Here is a 17,789-nt window from a genome sequence, read left to right as displayed (position 1 = left end):
AGGTATGCGTTGGGCGCTCCCGGCGCCGTTAGTCTTGCGCGGTGGATGCTCCGCCGGCCGCGAGGCGCTGTTCGAGCTGCGCGACGCGCTTTTCGAGTTCTTCCAGGCGGGCGCGGGTGCGCACAAGCACCTGCGTCTGCGTGTCGAATTCCTCGCGCGTGACGAGATCGAGCTTCGAAAAGCCCTGCGACAGCATCGCCTTCATGTTCCGTTCGACATCTTTCGCGGGCGAGTTCTTGAAGAGTTCGCTCATCTTCTGCTGCAAGTCGTTGAACACGTCGTTGGGCTGCTTCATTGTTTTCTCCCTTCTTGCACAAAAAAAGTGCATTCATTGTTAGGTCAGTGCCCCGAATTATCGAATGATCGATATTGGTGCGCGCCGCACGGCGACCGGACGCACCTCGAAGCACCTTTGAGGCGCCGCGATTTTAGCGCTGCCGCGCCCTCGCGTTGTCCGCCCATGCCCCTTTTTACGGGACCCTGCGACCACTCTAGCAATGAACCTACCCCGGCGCCAGCACGCGAGACGCGCGTTGGCCGTTCGGCCGACCCCTCCGCTGAAGGTTTCGTAAAAATCGCGCAAAGCCCCATGAATACTCGCATGGCATACGAGTTGCATAAATGGCGCGCGGCATTTCAGCACGCTTCTCTGAGCGGCCCGGCAGGGCGGACGTGGCGGTAACACCCAGCGCATCCCGCTTTAGAAGGCAACGAAGGAACACACCACAGCGAGGGATACATGAAGCTCATTACCGCAATCATCAAGCCGTTCAAGCTGGACGAAGCGCGTGAAGCGCTGTCGGCCATCGGCGTGTCGGGCATCACCGTGACCGAGGTGAAAGGCTTCGGCCGGCAGAAAGGGCACACCGAGCTCTACCGGGGCGCGGAGTACGTCGTCGACTTCCTGCCGAAAGTGAAGATCGAAGCGGCCGTCTCGGACGACATCGTCGATCAGGCGATCGAAGCCGTCGAACGCGCCGCGCGCACGGGAAAGATCGGCGACGGAAAGATTTTCGTCACCGCGATCGAGCAGGTCATCCGCATCCGCACCGGCGAGACCGGCGCCGACGCGCTCTAACAAGAAATTGGCGATAAGAGGAACCAGAAGAATGCGTAACTTTTTGATGTCACTGTGCATGGCGGCCGCGCTGCTCGGCGCCAATGCCGGCACCGCGCTCGCTCAGGATGCGTCCGCGCCGGCCGCCGCGTCGGCGGCTGCATCGTCGGATACGGCTGCAAGCGCGCCCGCAAGCGCCAACACGGCGATGGCGTCGTCGGCGGATGCTGCCGCAGCCGCTTCGGGCGCATCGGACGCCGCGCCTGCCGCGCCGACCGAGCCGTTCATGGTCGATTCGTCGAAGATCAGCTCCGGCGACACCGCCTGGATGCTGACGTCCGTCGCGCTCGTGCTGTTCATGACGATTCCCGGGCTCGCGCTCTTCTACGCCGGCATGGTCCGCAAGAAGAACGTGCTCGCCACCGTGATGCAGAGCTTCGCGATCTGCTGCCTGATCACGATTCTCTGGACGGTGGTCGGCTATAGCATCGCGTTCACACCGGGCGGTTCGTTCCTCGGCGGCTTCTCGCGCGTGTTCCTGCACGGCATGGCCTACATCAAGGGCGACAAGGCGACGACGCTCTCCGTGAGCCACCTCGCCTCGACGATTCCGGAGTCGGTCTACTTCGCGTTCCAGCTCACGTTCGCGATCATCACGCCGGCGCTCATCACCGGCGCGTTTGCCGACCGCATGAAGTTCTCCGCGATGCTCGTGTTCATGACGCTGTGGTCGCTGATCGTCTATTCGCCGATCGCGCACATGGTCTGGGAACCGACCGGCTGGCTGGCATCGGCGGGCGTGCTCGACTTCGCGGGCGGCACGGTGGTGCACATCAACGCGGGTATCGCGGGCCTGATGTGCTGTCTCGTACTCGGCAAGCGCGTCGGCTACGGCCGTGAGGTGATGGCGCCGCACAATCTCGTGCTCTCGCTGATCGGCGCATCGATGCTGTGGGTCGGCTGGTTCGGCTTCAACGCGGGTTCCGCGGTCGCCGCCGACGGCCGTGCCGGCTTCGCGATGCTCACGACGCAGATCGCCACCGCGTTCGCCGCATTCGGCTGGATGTTCGCGGAGTGGATCACGAAGGGCAAGCCTTCGGTGCTCGGCATCATTTCGGGCGCGGTCGCGGGTCTCGTCGCCGTGACGCCGGCTTCGGGCTTCGTCGGCGTGACGGGTGCGATCGTGATCGGCATCGTCGCGGGCGTGGTCTGCTTCTGGTCGGCAACGTGGCTCAAGCACAAGTTCAACTACGACGATTCGCTCGACGCGTTCGGCGTGCATGGCGTCGGCGGGATCATCGGCGCGCTGTTGACGGGCGTGTTCGCGGTGAAGGATATCGGCGGCTTCGACGGCAGCGTGCTCGTGCAGGCGAAGGGTGTCATCGTCACGCTGGTCTATAGCGGCGTGGTGAGCTTCATCCTGCTCAAGGTCATCGACATGACGATGGGCCTGCGCGTCACCGAAGAACAGGAGCGCGAAGGTCTCGACGTCACGCTGCATGGCGAGCACGTCGAGTAAGACAATCGCCGCGACCGGCACGCCGGTCGCAGCGCAAAGCAACGAGCGCAGCGACTTTGCCCGCCTTTCCAGGCGGGCATTTTTTTGGCTGAAGGGTTTTCGTCCGGGTTTCGTCGAAGGCCGGACCGGGACTATGGGAACGATAGGCGAATTTCCTTGCGAGCATTGCGCCGCAAGGCCGGGAAACCTTGTCAATTGGCGGTTCATACCCAATTAGGCAAAGCAATTGCTCTACAATCTTTCCCTCCCGGTGTTCGGCGAAAGCCGCTTCCGGTTCCACGCAAAGCTCGCGAGAAATTCATGGTTCCGCACTTAGTTACGGCGTTAAGTGGCCCGCTGCTCGATCTCGAGCGGAAAATTCTCGAGGCCATGCCCGCCATCGAGCGGTGGTTCCGGCTCGAATGGCAAGAGCACACGCCGCCGTTTTACTGTTCGGTCGATCTGCGCAACGCGGGGTTCAAGCTCGCGCCGGTCGATACCAATCTCTTCCCCGGCGGCTTCAACAATCTGCCGCAGGAAGTGCTGCCGCTCGCCGTGCAGGCCGCGATGGCCTCCATCGAGAAAATCTGCCCCGACGCGAAGAATCTGCTGGTCATTCCCGAGCGCCACACGCGCAACGCGTTCTATCTGGAGAACGTCGCGCGGCTCGCGCTGATCATGCGGCAAGCCGGACTGCACGTGCGCTTCGGCACGCTCGACGAGAACATTCACGGCCCCGTGACGATCGCGCTCGCCGACGGCCAGAAGATCGTGCTGGAACCGCTCGAACGCACGCCGCGGCGTCTCGGACTGAAGAATTTCGATCCGTGCTCGATCCTGCTCAACAACGATTTGTCCGCCGGCATTCCGCCCGTGCTGGAAAATCTGCACGAGCAGTATCTGCTGCCGCCGCTGCACGCGGGCTGGGCCGTGCGCCGCAAATCGACGCATTTCTCCTGCTATGACGACGTCGCGAAGAAGTTCGCGAAGATGGTCGAAATCGATCCGTGGATGGTGAATCCGTACTTCGCGCACGTCGAAGGGGTCGATTACGAAGCGCGCACGGGCGAGGAAGCGCTCGCGGAAGCCATCGACGGCGTGCTCAAGAAGATCGCGAAGAAGTATCGCGAGTACGGCATCAGCGAGCGTCCTTACGTGGTGATCAAGGCCGACGCCGGCACCTACGGCAAGGGCGTGATGACCGTGCACGACGCGAGCGAGGTCGCCGCGCTGACCAAGCGCGAGCGCGCGAAGATGAACGACGCGAAGGAAGGCCTGCAAGTACACGACGTGATCGTGCAGGAAGGCGTGCACACCTTCGAGCGCGTGGAAGAGGCGGTCGCCGAGCCGGTGGTGTACATGATCGACCGGTATGTGGTCGGCGGCTTCTACCGCGTGCACGAGTCGCGCGAGCGCGATCAGAACCTCAACGCGCCGGGCATGCATTTCGTGCCGCTCGGCTTCGAGCACACGGCGCTGCCCGACACGCACGCCAAGCCCGGCGCGGCGCCGCCGAACCGCTTCTACATGTATGGCGTGGTGGCGCGGCTCGGGTTGCTGGCGGCGTCGGTCGAACTCGAAAAGACCGATCCCGAAGCCATTCAGGTGTGATCAGGTGCGAAAGTGCGGCTTGCGGTAAGCTCGCAGGCCGCGCACCGAACTAGCAAATTGCCATGAACATCCTCTTTATCGCCGATCCGCTCGATCGCTTCAAGATCTACAAGGACACGACCTACGCGATGATGGCCGAAGCCGCGCGGCGCGGCCACGTGCTCTACGCGTGCGAGCCGCAGCATCTCGCGTGGACGGGCGCGACGGTCGAGGCGAGCGCGCGGCGCTTCGCGATCGTCGGCGACGAGGCCAACAGCGACCGCTTTCCGTGGTACGCGGCCGAGCAGGCCGAGTATCTGCCGCTCACGCATTTCGACGCGGTGCTGATGCGCAAGGACCCGCCGTTCGACCTCGAATACGTGAACGCGACCTGGCTGCTGGAGATCGCCGAGCGCAACGGCGCGCGCGTCTTCAACAAGCCGCAGGCGATCCGCGATCACTCGGAGAAGCTCGCCATCGCGGAATGGCCGCAGTTCGTCACGCCGACGCTCGTCACGCGCGACGCCGCGCGTCTGCGCGCATTCCATGCCGAACACGGCGACGTCATCCTGAAGCCGCTCGACGGCATGGGCGGCATGGGCGTCTTCCGCGTGAAGGCGGACGGCATGAATCTCGGCTCGATCGTCGAGATGCTGTCCGAAGACGGCGCGCGCACGGTGATGGCGCAGAAGTTCATTCCGGAGATCAAGGACGGCGACAAGCGCATTCTCGTGATCGGCGGGCAGCCTGTGCCGTATTCGCTCGCCCGCATTCCGCAGGGCAGCGAAGTGCGCGGCAATCTCGCGGCGGGCGGCCTGGGTCGCGCGCAGCCGCTGTCGGCGCGCGATCGCGAAATCGCCGAGACGCTCGGCCCGGTGCTGCAGGCGCGCGGTCTCTTGCTGGCCGGGCTCGACGCCATCGGCGACTATCTGACCGAAGTCAACGTCACGAGCCCCACGTGTTTCCGCGAGATCATGGATCAGACCGGCTTCGACGTCGCGGGTATGTTCATCGACGCGCTCGAACGCGCGGCGCAGTGAGTCCGCCGGCGCACGGAACGCGTTCGGACGCCGCGTCAGACTGGCTCCGGCGAGACTGTTAGAATTGATGTCCCGGCGCCTGGCTTCTAGGGCGCAATCATGTCTTTACGCATATCGGATAACGAAGGCGCGGGGCGGTTGATTTCCGCCCGGGCAGCGCCACGTTAGTTTTGTGGTCCGCGCCGCTCGCGCGCTTTCGAGCGAAATCGGGCGTAATCGTCTGATTTTTGTCGCTAAATCGTCGCTTGAGGCAACATCCTGACATGGCTGGCATCCTGATCATCGCGCACGCACCTTTCGCCACCGCACTACGCGAGTGCATCGCGCATATTTACGGCGGCTTGCCCGCGCGCATCGGCGTCATCGACGTGACGCCCGACTGCGATCCCGTCGAAGTCCGCGCGTTCGCGCGCTCCGAAATCGATCGCCTGAAAGAAGACAATGGTGCGATCGTGCTCACCGATGTCTTCGGCGCGACGCCCGCGAACATCGCGGCGAGCCTGCACGACACCGACGTGCGTGTGCTCGCCGGCTGCAATCTGCCCATGTTGGTGCGCGCCGTCTGCTATCGCGCGACGCCGCTCGACACGCTCACCGAAAAGATTCTGCAGGGCGGCTCGAAGGGCATCCAGGAACTGGATTCGTCCACGCCGCTCAATCCCTGCGCGCTCGCGACCAAAGCCGCCGGTTCGCCCGATCCGGCGTGCTCGGCCAGCGCCGATCTCGTCAGCGCCAAGGCTGCCGCCAGCCACTGACGCCGCTCATTTTTTCCATCTAGCGTTTCGGAGCATCATGCTGCAACAAGAAACAACGATCGTGAACAAGCTTGGGCTCCACGCACGCGCTTCGGCCAAGCTCACGCAACTGGCGGGCAATTTTCAATGCGAAATCTGGATGAGCCGCAATGGCCGCCGGATCAATGCGAAGAGCATCATGGGCGTGATGATGCTGGCGGCGGGCATCGGCAGTTCGGTGACGATCGAAACCGAAGGCTCCGACGAAGCCGAAGCCATGCAGGCAATCCTCGCGCTCATCGCCGATAAGTTCGGGGAAGGGCAGTAAGCGCTTCATCGCCGTAATGGTTTTCCGTGAAAAGCCGCGCATCGACGCGGCTTTTTCGTATCCGCACGTCCAATTCGCCCGCAATGGGCAATTGGCCCGGCCCTGCCGCCGCCGTGTGTTCAGGGACTCATCGGCGCATTCGAATTTATAATGGACGCGCGGTTGCGCCCGCCGAGGGGGCGCTGAAGACCGCGACAATCAAAAATGAGAGGAGGTGCGCGTGTCGTTCACGCTGCATGGAATTCCCGTCTCGCGCGGTATCGCCATCGGGCGCGCGTACCTGATCGCGCCCGCGGCGCTCGACGTAGACCATTACCTGATCGAACCCGATCAGATCGACGCGGAAATCGCCCGGTTTCACGCGGCGCAGGCGGCCGTCCTCGCGGAGCTCGAAGCGCTGCGCGATGACCTTTCCGCCGACGCGCCCAGTGAAATGGGCGCGTTCATCAATGTCCATATGATGATCCTGAACGACGCCATGCTCGTGCAGGAAACCATCGATCTCATTCGCACGCGCCGCTACAACGTGGAGTGGGCGCTCACCGAACAGCTGGAAATTCTCGGCGGCTACTTCGACGAAATCGAAGACGAATACCTGCGCGAGCGTAAAGCCGACGTCGAACAGGTCGTCGAACGCTTGCTGAAGGCGCTCGCGGGCGCGCCGACGGCCGCATCGCTTGTCGTGCACACGGCGGCGAGCAACGGCCACAACGAGATGATCGTCGTCGCGCACGATATTGCGCCGGCGGACATGCTCCAGTTCAAGACCCAGGCGTTCAAGGGCTTCGTCACCGATCTGGGCGGACGCACGTCGCACACGGCGATCGTGGCGCGCAGTCTCGGCATTCCGGCTTCGGTCGGCGTGCAGCAGGCGAGCGTGCTGATTCGCCAGAACGATCTCATCATCGTCGACGGGGATCATGGCATCGTGATCGTCGATCCGGCGCCGATCGTTCTCGAAGAATATTCGTATCGGCAAAGCGAAAAGCTGCTCGAACAGCGCAAGCTCCAGCGCCTGAAATTCTCGCCGACGCAAACGCTCTGCGGCACGAAGATCGAGCTGTGCGCGAACATCGAGTTGCCGGACGACGCGCAGGTCGCCGTCGAAGCGGGCGCGATGGGCGTGGGCCTGTTCCGCACCGAATTCCTCTTCATGAATCACAAGAATCAGCTGCCCGAAGAAGAGGAGCAGTTCGAGGCATACAAGCGCGCGGTCGAGCTGATGAACGGCAAGCCGGTGACGATCCGCACGATCGACGTCGGCGCGGACAAGCCGCTCGATTCGATGAGCGGCGGCGATGGCTACGAAACCGCGCCCAATCCGGCGCTCGGCTTGCGCGCGATTCGCTGGAGCCTGTCCGAGCCGCAGATGTTCATCACGCAACTGCGCGCGATCCTGCGCGCGTCGGCGTTCGGCCCGACCAAGATCCTGATTCCGATGCTCGCGCACGCGGGGGAAATCGATCAGACGCTCGATCTGATTCGCGAGGCGAAGCGTCAACTGGACGAAGAAGGCGCCGCTTACGACCGCCAGATTCAGGTCGGCGCGATGATCGAGATTCCCGCGGCGGCCATCGCGGTGAGGCTGTTCCTCAGCCGGCTCGATTTTCTGTCGATCGGCACGAACGATTTGATTCAGTACACGCTCGCGATCGATCGCGCCGATAACGCCGTCGCGCATCTGTACGATCCGCTGCATCCGGCGGTGCTGAATCTGATCGCGTTCACGCTGCGCGAGGCGAAGCGCGCGGGCGTGCCGGTTTCGGTGTGCGGTGAAATGGCGGGCGATCCCGCCGTCACGCGCCTGTTGCTCGGGCTCGGGCTTACCGAGTTTTCGATGCATCCGAGCCAGTTGCTCGTCGTGAAGCAGGAAATTCTGCGTTCGAGCCTCAAGGCGCTGGAAAAGCCCGTCGCGGACGTGCTCGCCGCCTACGAACCCGCGGAACTGGAGGCGGCGCTCGCCGCGTTACAGAAGGCCTGATTCACCTCGGGTTTGCATGACGCGCGCCGCAAACCGGGCAATCCGGCTGGCGCGCGATCTTCATCGTGTTCCATTCCATGCGCAGCGAGTCGAGCATCATCAGGCGTCCGCTGAGCGTTTCGCCGAATCCGCCGACCACGCGCAGCGCTTCCGCGGCCTGCATCGCACCGATGATGCCGACCGTCGGCGCGAACACGCCCATTGTCGAGCAGGCGACTTCCTCGAACGGCTGATCCGGCGGAAACACGCACGCGTAGCAGGGCGAGTCCGGCGCGCGGAAATCGAACGTGCTGATTTGCCCGTCGAAGCGCAAGGCCGCGCCCGACACGAGCGGCACGCCATGCGCGACGCACGCCGCGTTGATCGCGTGACGGGTCGCGAAGTTGTCGCTGCAATCGAGCACCACGCTTGCCCGGCTCACGTTTGCCGCGAGCCACGCCGCGTCCGCGCGCGCGTTCACCGCTTCCACGGCGACATCCGGATTCAGCGCGTTCAGGGTCTCGCGCGCCGATTCCACCTTGGGCGCGCCCACCGAACGCGTCATGTGCACGATCTGCCGCTGCAGATTCGTGAGATCGACGGTATCGGCGTCGACGAGCGTGATTGTCCCGACGCCCGCTGCCGCAAGATACATCGCGGCGGGCGCGCCGAGCCCGCCCGCGCCGACGATGATCGCGTGCGCGTCGAGAAAACGCTGCTGCGCTTCGATGCCGATTTCATCGACGAGAATATGGCGGGAATAGCGGAGGAGTTGGTCGTCGTTCATCGCGAATGAAAGCGGCTTGCCGGAACGAAGCATTCTAAGCGCGCAAAAGACAAAAGGCTTCGCAGCGTCATGCTGCGAAGCCTTTGGAAGAACTACCGGCGGGTTACTTCGTTTGCTGTGCGGTCGGCGACGAAGCCGGCTGCGCGCCCGACGCCGGCGACGAGCCGGGCGTAGCGGGCAGCGCCGGCGGCGCGACGACCGGCGCGGACGCCGAGCGCGGCGGCTTGTTCTGCGCGAGCTTGCGTTCGCTGTACGACTTCGACTCGACCACCTGCTTGCCTTCGAGCTTGTTCAGGCCCTGCTGGAGCATGAAGTCGTCGGCGCTGCCGAACTCGACGGGCTTGCGTTCGCGATCCTTGCGGCGCTGCTCCGGCGTCTTCTTGTCGTTCTGCTCTTCGAGAATACGCAACTGCTCCAGGCGATCCGCCTCGCGCTGTTCCTGTTCCTTCTTCTCGTTCGGATCCTGCGTGTTCGCGAGGTGGTTCGAGTAATCGACTTCGCGCGTGACGAGCGCGTCGTCCGGATCGCCGTCGGCATATTGATCGACCGGAACGTCCGGGCGCACGCCCTGGTTCTGGATCGACTTGCCGCTTGGCGTGTAGTAATACGCCGTGGTCAGGCGCAGCGCGGTGTCGGCGGTCATCGGGCGGACGGTCTGCACCGAGCCCTTGCCGAACGTCGTCTTGCCGACGATCAGCGCGCGATGATGATCCTGCAGCGCGCCCGCGACGATCTCCGACGCGGAGGCCGAGTAGGCGTTCGTCAGCACGACCATCGGCACCTTCTTGAAGATTTCCGGCACGCTCTTCAAAGGATCGGAATCGAAGGACGGCAGACGGTAGTTGTCGTAGGTATCGCGGAAAGTCTGCTTCGCGTCCGCGATTTGTCCATTGGTCGACACGACCACCGCGTTATCCGGCAGGAATGCGCCCGCGACGCCGACAGCGCTTTGCAGCAGACCGCCGCCGTTGTTGCGCAGGTCGAGCACGAGACCCTTCAGGTTCGGCTGCTGGCGCGCGAGATCCTGCAGCTTCGCGGCGAGATCCGGCACCGTGCGCTCCTGGAAGCTCGTGATGCGGATATAGCCGTAGCCCGGCTCCGGCACCTTCATCTTCACGGACTGCACGCGGATCACGGCGCGCGTCACGGTAAGCGGGAACGTGCGGTCGTCGCTCTTGCGGAAGATCGTGAGCGTGACCTTCGTGCCCGGCTCGCCGCGCATCTGCTTCACGGCTTTGTCGAGCGTCATGCCGCGCACGGGCTTGTCGTTGATGCGCGTGATGAGGTCGCCCGGACGAATGCCGGCGCGGAACGCGGGCGTGTCTTCGATCGGCGAGATCACCTTGATGAGCCCGTCTTCGGACGAGATTTCGATGCCGAGGCCCGCGAAGCGACCTTTGGTCTGCTCCTGAAGTTCTTCGTAATCGGTCTTGTCGAGGTAGGACGAGTGCGGGTCGAGGCTCGACACCATGCCCTTGATGGCGGCGGTGAGGAGCTTTTTGTCGTCGACCGGTTCGACGTATTCGTGCTTGATTTGCCCGAAGACTTCGGCGAAGAGCCGCAATTGTTCGAGCGGCAGGGGCGTGGAGGCGGTTTGCTGGGCAGATGCGGAAATCTGCAGGGTCGCGAGTGCGCCGGCAGCAACGCCAACGGCGACCAGGCCGAAGTTTTTCAGGTTCTTTCGCATAGAGAGTGCGGTCGGAATCGGATGAGCTGCATCGTAGGTGTGACGGGCCAGTATACCTGCTCGTCTCGATCGACGACTTAATCGCAACTTAAATGCCCGAGGTTTCGCTGCACGGCTGCGCGGGATTGCGCACGTTTTGGGAGAACCTGTCGAGCGCGCTGACGCGCCGTCAGACGCGCGTCATGCGCGACGACGGCCCTTGTTTCAGCGGCTTGGTCCGGCGAGTCGCCTTCAGCCCGCCTTGCCCTGCTTGGCGACAGCCGCCTGCGCGGCCGCGATGGCTTCCGGATCGCCCAGGTAGTAGTGCTTGATGGGCTTCAGGTTCTCGTCGAGCTCATAGACGAGCGGCACGCCGTTCGGGATATTCAGCCCGACGATGTCCTGGTCGGAAATGTTGTCCAGGTACTTCACGAGCGCGCGGATCGAGTTGCCGTGTGCCGAAATCACGATCTGCTTGCCCGACTTGATGGCCGGCGCGATCGACTCGTTCCAGAACGGCAGCACGCGCGCGACGGTGTCCTTCAGGCATTCGGTGAGCGGCAGTTGCTCGCGCGGCACCTTCGCGTAGCGCGGGTCGCCGAAGGATGCGCGCTCGTCGTCCGGTGCGAGCGCGGGCGGCGGCGTGTCGTAGCTGCGGCGCCAGACGAGCACCTGGTCGTCGCCGTATTTCTTGGCCGTTTCGGCCTTGTTCAGACCCGCGAGCGCGCCGTAGTGCCGTTCGTTCAGCCGCCACGAATGCACGACGGGGATATACATCTGGTCCATCTCGTCCTGCACGTGCCACAGCGTGCGGATCGCGCGCTTCAGCACCGACGTATAGGCGATGTCGAACTTGTAGCCGGCTTCCTTGAGCAGCACGCCGGCCTGGCGCGCCTCGCGGTTGCCTTGCTCGGTCAGGTCGACGTCGACCCAGCCGGTGAAGCGGTTTTCCTTGTTCCACGTCGATTCGCCGTGGCGGATGAGCACTAGCTTGTACATGATGTCGGTCGGTCAGTTGGAAAAGCGGGTGCGCCGATCGCGCCCCGTCATCCTGCCATGTGCGGGCGGGGCGCGGCCATCGGCCGGACGGCGGAGGCCATCGCGGGAAACGGTTATTTTATAATGCCCCGATTGCCCTCATTTCCCTTTCTCCCTTTTCTACTCAATTTCGGCGGCCCTCGACGTGAAGTTTTTCACTGATTACACGAATATCGCACTCATCGTCATCGCGCTGGTTTCGGGCGCGCTGCTTCTCTGGCCCGCCATCTCGCGGCGCGGGCGCGGCGGCGTAAGCGCTGCGGAAGCCACGACGCTCATCAACCGGCGCAACGCGGTGGTGGTCGATCTGCGGCCCGCCGCGGAGTTCGCGAAGGGTCATCTGCCGTCGGCACGCAATATCGAACTGGCGGAGCTCCAAGCAAAAATCGGCCAGATCGCAAAGAATAAGAGCAATCCGGTCGTGCTTGTATGCCAAACCGGTCAAGAATCGCAACGTGCGAGCCGCACCGTGTCCGAGGCGGGTTACGCCGAAGTCCACGTTTTGCAAGGCGGAGTTGACGCCTGGCAAAAGGCAGGCATGCCGGTGGTGAAACAAGGAGCAGTCAAGTGAATAAAGTCGTCATGTACAGCACGGTCGTGTGCCCGTATTGCCAGATGGCCGAACGTCTTTTAAAGTCCCGCGGGGTCGACGCCATCGAGAAGATCCTGATCGACCGTGAACCGGGCCGGCGCGAGGAAATGATGACGCGCACCGGCCGGCGCACCGTGCCGCAGGTTTATATCGGCGATACGCATGTCGGCGGCTATGACGATCTGTCCGCACTCGACCGCAAAGGCGGGCTCGTGCCCTTGCTCGAATCCGCCTGACGACACACCCGCGGCGCGCGTTTGACCGTGTTTTGCGCGCGCCGCATACCGATTTACTAGGAAATCAATATGTCCGACGAGAACAATCAGCCGTTTTTCAACATTCAGCGCATCTACCTGAAGGACATGTCGCTCGAACAGCCGAATTCGCCCGGCATTTTCCTCGAACAGGAAATGCCGTCGGTGGAAGTCGAAGTCGACGTGAAGGCTGACCGCCTCGCCGAAAGCGTCTTCGAAGTGCTGGTCACGGGCACCGTCACGGCGAAGGTCGCAAGCAAGGTCGCCTTCCTGATCGAAGCGAAGCAGGCAGGCATCTTCGATATCCGCAACATTCCGGCCGAGCAGATCGATCCGCTCGTCGGCATTGCGTGCCCGACCATTCTGTTCCCGTATCTGCGCTCGAATATCGCCGACGCGATCACGCGCGCCGGTTTCCCGCCGATCCACCTCGCGGAAATCAACTTCCAGGCGCTGTACGAGCAGCGCGTCGCGCAACTCGCGGGCGGCCAGGACGGCGCGGCGAACGGCGCAACGCACTAACACTTCTCCAATCTGCCGGACCGGAGCCGAGCATGAAAGTAGCCGTTCTCGGCGCCGGCGCGTGGGGCACCGCACTTGCGGGCCACCTCGCGACCCGGCACGACACGAAGCTCTGGGCGCGCGATGCCGCGCTCATCGGATCACTCTCCCGCACGCACGAAAACACGCGCTATCTGGAAGGCGTGACGCTGCCGTCCACACTCGGCTTCGAGACGGATCTGGCCGCGGCGCTCGCGCACGCCTCGGCGGACGAGGCGCTGTGCGTCGTCGCCACGCCCGTCGCCGGCTTGCGCGAACTGTGCCGTGCGATGCGGCAGTCCGGCATCGTGCCGGCGCATATCGTCTGGCTCTGCAAAGGCTTCGAGGCCGACACGCAGAGCCTTCCCAATGAAGTCGTCGCGGCCGAATTGCCGGCGCATCGCAGCAACGGCACGCTTTCCGGACCGAGCTTCGCGCGCGAAGTGGGGCGCGGCCTGCCGGTTGCGCTGACGGTCGCGAGCGCGTCGCCGGAGCTTGCCGCGCGCACGGTCGCGGCGTTCCATCACGGCGCGATGCGCATCTACACCGGCGACGACGTCATCGGCGTCGAAGTGGGCGGCGCGGTGAAGAACGTGCTCGCCATCGCGACGGGCATTTCCGATGGCCTCGGCCTCGGTCTCAACGCACGCGCGGCGCTGATTACGCGCGGGCTCGCGGAGATGTCGCGGCTGGGCGTCGCGCTCGGCGGCCGCGCGGAGACCTTCACCGGGCTGACCGGCCTGGGCGATCTCATCCTCACCGCGACCGGCGATCTCTCGCGCAACCGCACCGTCGGCATGCAACTGGCGAGCGGACGCACGCTCGACGAGATTCTCGCGGCGCTCGGCCATGTCGCGGAAGGCGTGCGTTGCGCGCGCGCCGTGCTGGGCATCGCGCAGGCGCGAGGCATCGAGATGCCGATCACGCAGGCGGTATGCCGCGTGCTGTTCGAAAACGTGGCGCCGCGCGACGCCGTGCAAGCGCTGCTCAGCCGGGACGCGAAGGCGGAGTAATCGAAAGGGGCGTGGGCGATGGTCAAGCTCGAAGCGCTGAAAGCCGACATCACGACACTCGACGTCGACGCCATCGTCAATGCGGCGAACAAGTCGCTGCTCGGCGGCGGCGGAGTCGATGGCGCAATCCATCGCAAGGCGGGCAAAGGCTTGCTGCGCGAATGCGAGACGCTCGGCGGCTGTGATACCGGCGACGCGAAAATCACCGGCGGCCACGATCTTCCGGCGAAGCATGTCATTCACGCGGTCGGTCCGCGCTGGAGCGGCGGCCGCAAGAACGAGGCGGAATTGCTCGCGAACTGCTATCGGCGTTCGCTGCAACTCGCGGAAGATGCCGGCTGCAGGTCGATCGCGTTTCCCGCGATAAGCTGCGGCATCTATCGCTTTCCCGTGGAAGAGGCCGTGCCGATCGCGGTGCGCACGGTCATCGGAACACTGCCCTCCACGCCATCCATCACGCATGTCATTTTTGCGTGCTTCCAGGACGATATGCTCGCGCTCTATCGCGCCGAACTCGACGCGGCACAGGCTTAAGCGCCGCCCTCGAAGCCCGCCTGACGCCACGCTTCGAACGTCACGATCGCCACGGTATTCGACAGATTCAAACTGCGGTTGCCCGGCCGCATCGGCAGGCGCACGCGCTGTTCGGTCGGAAAGCGCTCCAGCAACGCGGGCGCGAGGCCGCGCGTTTCCGCGCCGAACACGAACCAGTCGCCGGGCGCGAACGCGTGATCGAAAAAGGGCGTCGAGCCGCGCGTCGTGAAGGCGAACATGCGCGTGGCGTCGGGCGCTTCTTTCGCGATGAAGGCATCCCAGTTCGCATGCACGTTCATTTCGGCATACTCGTGATAATCGAGACCGGCGCGGCGCAGCTTCGCATCGTCGAGCGGGAAGCCGAGCGGCTCGATCAGATGCAGCCGCGCGCCCGTGTTCGCGCACAGGCGGATCACGTTGCCGGTGTTCGGCGGAATTTCGGGTTCGACGAGTACGACGTTGAACATGGAGTGCAGTGGCTAAAGAGGGTTAAGAGGGTTAATCCTTCGGTGTGCGCAGCGCCACGAAATTGGTCACGCGCCGCGCACCGGCGAGCTTGAGCGTGCGCGCGAGGGCGTCGAGCGTCGCGCCGGAGGTCATCACATCGTCGACGACGCCGATATGTTGGCCGCGCACATCACCCGAAATCGAGAACGCGCTCGCGACGTTGCGGCGGCGCGCATCCCGGTCGAGCCGCGATTGCGCTGACGTATGCCGCACGCGCGCGATGATCGACGCATCGGCGCGCACGCCCATCGCGCGCGCGAGCGGACGCGCGATCGCCCATGCCTGGTTATAGCCGCGCGCGACGAGCCGTGCGCGCGAAAGCGGCACGGGCACGATCACGTCGGGCACGGGCAGGTCGCTATCTTCGAACAGTGCATGCAGATGATGCGCGAAGGCTGCGCCCGCGGCCAGCCGTGCACGAAACTTCAGTTCGACGGCGAGGGTGTCGAGCGGCGCGCGGTAGTCGGCGAGCGCCAGCGTGTCGTTGAAAGCGGGCGGTGATTCGAGGCACGCGGCGCAATGCGCGCGCGTATCTTCGCGTTCGCGTCGCAGGTCCGGCGCGGCAAGCGGCAGCGCGCAGGTCGCGCAGCGCAGGCGCGGCTCGTTCCAGTATTGCGCGTCGCAACCTCCGCACAGCAGCGCTTGCGACAAATTGCCGCATAACGCGCACTGACTCGGCATGGCGGCATCAACGAGCCGTTTCATCGCCGACGCGAATTCGCGCGCGCACGTCGTCACGGGCGTTCGGAACGGAAGGCGAAGACGGTCGGCTTTCATGACGGCGGAATCGGGAAAATCGCGGCTCGAAGCGCTAAACACGCGCAATCGTTGCGCCTCAGAAGGCTTTTATGCCTCGTATCAGCGCTTCGCATGGGTTGTTTTCGAGACGACCGAGTATACTTCGCACTCTCCGCAAAAAGATCGACATGTCCCCGACATCCCCCAACACTAGCCGTCCGGCCTATGATCCGCGCCGTCTGCGCGCGATCTTCGACGGACGCGCCGACAGCTTCGACGACGTCGCCTTCCTGCCGCGCGAAATCGCGCAGCGCATGCGCGAGCGGCTCGACTACATCAAGGTCGCGCCGGTGCGCGTCCTCGATGCGGCGTGCGGCGTCGGGGCGGACCTGGGCGGTCTGCGGGAGCGCTTTGCCGAGGCGTCCGTGACAGGCGTCGACATTTCGTCCGCGATGCTCGCGCGCGCCCGCGCCGCCGAAGCCGCGGATGGCGACAACGGCGCTGGCTGGCGGCGCTTTCTCCCGTCGACGCTCGCCAAGGCGTTCGGCGCACGCGGCCCGCAACTCGCGCAGGCGGATTTTTCCGCGCTGCCGTTCGCGGCGGGCGCGTTCGAATTGCTGTGGTCGAATCTCGCGCTGCACTGGCACGCGCGTCCCGACCTCGTTTTCCCGGAATGGCAGCGCGTGCTGAAGGTGAACGGCCTGCTGATGTTCAGCACCTTCGGTCCCGACACCTTGCGCGAGCTGCGCGCCGCGTATCGCGAAGCCGAGCGCACGCTCGGGCTCGAACCGGCGCCGCACGCGATCGATTTCGTCGACATGCACGACCTCGGCGACATGCTCGTGGAAAGCGGCTTCGAAATTCCGGTGATGGATCAGGAAGTCCTGACCATCACGTACAAATCGCCCGAATCGCTTTTCGCCGACGTGACGCGCTGGGGCGCCTATCCCTTCGAACGCGTGTTCGAGGCGGGCCGCGCCGACGCGCAAGCCTTGCGCGGCGCGGTGCATCGCGCGCTCGAAGCGCTGCGCCGCGACGACGGCACGATACCGCTCACGTTCGAAGTGATCTACGGTCACGCCTGGAAAGCGGTGCAGCGCACGACGGCCGAAGGACACGGCATCGTGCGGCTGGAAGATATCGGACGAGGCTCGAAACCGAAACGCTGACGGGGTAAAGAGCGCGGTTGTTATGTCTGAAATTTGCGCAAAAAAAGCGCGCAAAAAGGTGCGTCAAAAGGGCGCAGAAGCTTGTGGCGCTTGGCTTTGCGACGTTACGACCCTTGCTTGTGGATGCCACTTAAGACGCCTATAATGCGTCAGTTTGTCGCCCGGACTGACACAAATTTGGGCGAAATCCGAGCAAAAGTGTGTGATTGCGTGCGGATCGATGGAGGCAGCGATGCAGGCCAGCCAGACGCTGACGGAATCCGAGCCGGTCATCAAAGACTGGCTGATGAAGCGAAACTGCTCGGTGTCGCCGCGTCAGTTCGTGGGCTTTTACCTGTCGCTTGCGCTGTTTTCGCTGGCGATCGCAACGCCGCTGTTCCTGAACGGCGCCTGGCTGGTGCTGCCGTTCACCGGAGTCGAATTGACGGTCGTGGGCATCGCGTTCGTGATTTACGCGCGCCATGCCGTCGACTACGAGCGAGTCCGGCTGTATCAAAACCGGTTGTTGATCGAACAGATGAACGCCGAAGTGCTGACGCAGTTCGAGTTCAACCCGCGGTGGGTGCGGGTCGAAGCGGGCGCGACGCCGAGAGAGCCGCTCACGATCGTATCGCGCGGTCAATCGGTGAAAATCGGACAACACCTTGCACAGCATCGTCGCAAACAATTTGCAGCCGAGTTGCAGGCGTCATTGAGACGTCTTTGAGAGGAGCCGGCGCTGCCGCGATGCAACGGGGGGTCGAG

At 64.1% G+C, this 17,789-nt stretch carries 20 protein-coding genes; 14 read left to right on the top strand and 6 right to left on the bottom strand.

Translation table 11 applies throughout. The annotated features are described in order from the left end of the window. Positions 1 to 28 precede the first annotated feature (28 nt). Positions 29 to 295, bottom strand: coding sequence for an accessory factor UbiK family protein (locus LY284_RS11545; protein ID WP_014190272.1), 267 nt, complete (start codon positions 293 to 295; stop codon positions 29 to 31). A 444-nt stretch (positions 296 to 739) separates the two neighbouring features. Between LY284_RS11545 and LY284_RS11540 the strand changes: the two genes are divergently transcribed. The 7 genes from LY284_RS11540 to ptsP all read left to right on the top strand — a co-directional run bounded on the left by LY284_RS11540 (position 740) and on the right by ptsP (position 8,228). Next, on the top strand, positions 740 to 1,078 hold the full coding sequence (locus LY284_RS11540) for a P-II family nitrogen regulator (protein ID WP_014190273.1): 339 nt from the start codon (positions 740 to 742) through the stop codon (positions 1,076 to 1,078). Positions 1,079 to 1,109: 31 nt separating this feature from the next. Further along, positions 1,110 to 2,576: an ammonium transporter gene (locus LY284_RS11535; protein ID WP_041730094.1), complete on the top strand. Its 1,467-nt coding sequence runs from the start codon at positions 1,110 to 1,112 to the stop codon at positions 2,574 to 2,576. 300 nt (positions 2,577 to 2,876) lie between these two features. Then, a complete protein-coding gene (gene gshA / locus LY284_RS11530) occupies positions 2,877 to 4,166 on the top strand; it encodes a glutamate--cysteine ligase (RefSeq protein ID WP_014190275.1) in 1,290 nt (429 codons plus the stop codon). A gap of 62 nt (positions 4,167 to 4,228) precedes the next feature. After that, entirely contained in the window at positions 4,229 to 5,185 is a 957-nt protein-coding gene (gene gshB / locus LY284_RS11525) for a glutathione synthase (protein ID WP_014190276.1), read from the top strand. A gap of 263 nt (positions 5,186 to 5,448) precedes the next feature. After that, positions 5,449 to 5,940, top strand: coding sequence for a PTS sugar transporter subunit IIA (locus LY284_RS11520; protein WP_014190277.1), 492 nt, complete (start codon positions 5,449 to 5,451; stop codon positions 5,938 to 5,940). A gap of 37 nt (positions 5,941 to 5,977) precedes the next feature. Further along, positions 5,978 to 6,247 (top strand): HPr family phosphocarrier protein, encoded by a 270-nt coding sequence (locus LY284_RS11515; protein ID WP_014190278.1) that lies wholly within the window; start codon positions 5,978 to 5,980, stop codon positions 6,245 to 6,247. 220 nt (positions 6,248 to 6,467) lie between these two features. Next, the gene (gene ptsP / locus LY284_RS11510) at positions 6,468 to 8,228 is read left to right on the top strand and encodes a phosphoenolpyruvate--protein phosphotransferase (protein WP_175582445.1); all 1,761 of its coding nucleotides are present in this window, start codon (positions 6,468 to 6,470) and stop codon (positions 8,226 to 8,228) included. A gap of 1 nt (position 8,229) precedes the next feature. Here ptsP and LY284_RS11505 read toward each other — a convergent pair whose 3' ends face one another. The 3 genes from LY284_RS11505 to gpmA all read right to left on the bottom strand — a co-directional run bounded on the left by LY284_RS11505 (position 8,230) and on the right by gpmA (position 11,659). Further along, entirely contained in the window at positions 8,230 to 8,994 is a 765-nt protein-coding gene (locus LY284_RS11505) for a molybdopterin-synthase adenylyltransferase MoeB (RefSeq protein WP_014190280.1), read from the bottom strand. A 103-nt stretch (positions 8,995 to 9,097) separates the two neighbouring features. After that, complete coding sequence (locus LY284_RS11500; protein ID WP_014190281.1) at positions 9,098 to 10,681, bottom strand: S41 family peptidase; 1,584 nt, start codon at positions 10,679 to 10,681, stop codon at positions 9,098 to 9,100. 231 nt (positions 10,682 to 10,912) lie between these two features. Continuing rightward, positions 10,913 to 11,659, bottom strand: coding sequence for a 2,3-diphosphoglycerate-dependent phosphoglycerate mutase (gene gpmA / locus LY284_RS11495; protein WP_014190282.1), 747 nt, complete (start codon positions 11,657 to 11,659; stop codon positions 10,913 to 10,915). A gap of 184 nt (positions 11,660 to 11,843) precedes the next feature. Here gpmA and LY284_RS11490 point away from each other — a divergent pair, with 184 nt between their 5' ends. The 5 genes from LY284_RS11490 to LY284_RS11470 all read left to right on the top strand — a co-directional run bounded on the left by LY284_RS11490 (position 11,844) and on the right by LY284_RS11470 (position 14,631). Next, positions 11,844 to 12,269, top strand: coding sequence for a rhodanese-like domain-containing protein (locus LY284_RS11490; protein WP_014190283.1), 426 nt, complete (start codon positions 11,844 to 11,846; stop codon positions 12,267 to 12,269). Continuing rightward, entirely contained in the window at positions 12,266 to 12,526 is a 261-nt protein-coding gene (gene grxC / locus LY284_RS11485; protein WP_014190284.1) for a glutaredoxin 3, read from the top strand. The genes LY284_RS11490 and grxC overlap by 4 nt, the downstream gene beginning before the upstream one ends. Positions 12,527 to 12,595: 69 nt before the next feature. After that, positions 12,596 to 13,066 carry a protein-export chaperone SecB gene (gene secB, locus LY284_RS11480; protein ID WP_014190285.1) on the top strand — a complete coding sequence of 157 codons (471 nt, stop codon included), beginning with the start codon at positions 12,596 to 12,598 and terminating at the stop codon, positions 13,064 to 13,066. A gap of 32 nt (positions 13,067 to 13,098) precedes the next feature. Next, positions 13,099 to 14,097, top strand: coding sequence for an NAD(P)H-dependent glycerol-3-phosphate dehydrogenase (locus LY284_RS11475; RefSeq protein WP_014190286.1), 999 nt, complete (start codon positions 13,099 to 13,101; stop codon positions 14,095 to 14,097). Between the two features lie 18 nt (positions 14,098 to 14,115). After that, a complete protein-coding gene (locus LY284_RS11470; RefSeq protein WP_014190287.1) occupies positions 14,116 to 14,631 on the top strand; it encodes an O-acetyl-ADP-ribose deacetylase in 516 nt (171 codons plus the stop codon). Here LY284_RS11470 and trmL read toward each other — a convergent pair. Both trmL and LY284_RS11460 read right to left on the bottom strand, forming a co-directional pair. Beyond that, entirely contained in the window at positions 14,628 to 15,098 is a 471-nt protein-coding gene (gene trmL, locus LY284_RS11465; RefSeq protein WP_014190288.1) for a tRNA (uridine(34)/cytosine(34)/5-carboxymethylaminomethyluridine(34)-2'-O)-methyltransferase TrmL, read from the bottom strand. The two genes, LY284_RS11470 and trmL, sit on opposite strands and share 4 nt — an antisense overlap. A gap of 31 nt (positions 15,099 to 15,129) precedes the next feature. Continuing rightward, positions 15,130 to 15,915, bottom strand: a complete 786-nt coding sequence (locus LY284_RS11460; protein WP_014190289.1) for a phosphoribosyltransferase family protein — start codon at positions 15,913 to 15,915, stop codon at positions 15,130 to 15,132. Between the two features lie 149 nt (positions 15,916 to 16,064). On the opposite strand from LY284_RS11460, the gene LY284_RS11455 reads away from it, so the two are divergent. Together LY284_RS11455 and LY284_RS11450 are read left to right on the top strand one after the other, a co-directional pair. Continuing rightward, positions 16,065 to 17,045 (top strand): methyltransferase domain-containing protein, encoded by a 981-nt coding sequence (locus tag LY284_RS11455; RefSeq protein WP_014190290.1) that lies wholly within the window; start codon positions 16,065 to 16,067, stop codon positions 17,043 to 17,045. A gap of 232 nt (positions 17,046 to 17,277) precedes the next feature. Then, entirely contained in the window at positions 17,278 to 17,751 is a 474-nt protein-coding gene (locus tag LY284_RS11450) for a DUF2244 domain-containing protein (RefSeq protein WP_014190291.1), read from the top strand. Positions 17,752 to 17,789 lie beyond the last annotated feature (38 nt).

Origin of the sequence: Caballeronia sp. PC1, assembly GCF_021353155.1 — a bacterium.
In the GTDB taxonomy this organism is placed as follows: domain Bacteria; phylum Pseudomonadota; class Gammaproteobacteria; order Burkholderiales; family Burkholderiaceae; genus Caballeronia; species Caballeronia cordobensis.
Note: the sequence above shows the minus strand (reverse complement) of the source record. Positions and strands in the feature narration are given on the sequence as shown.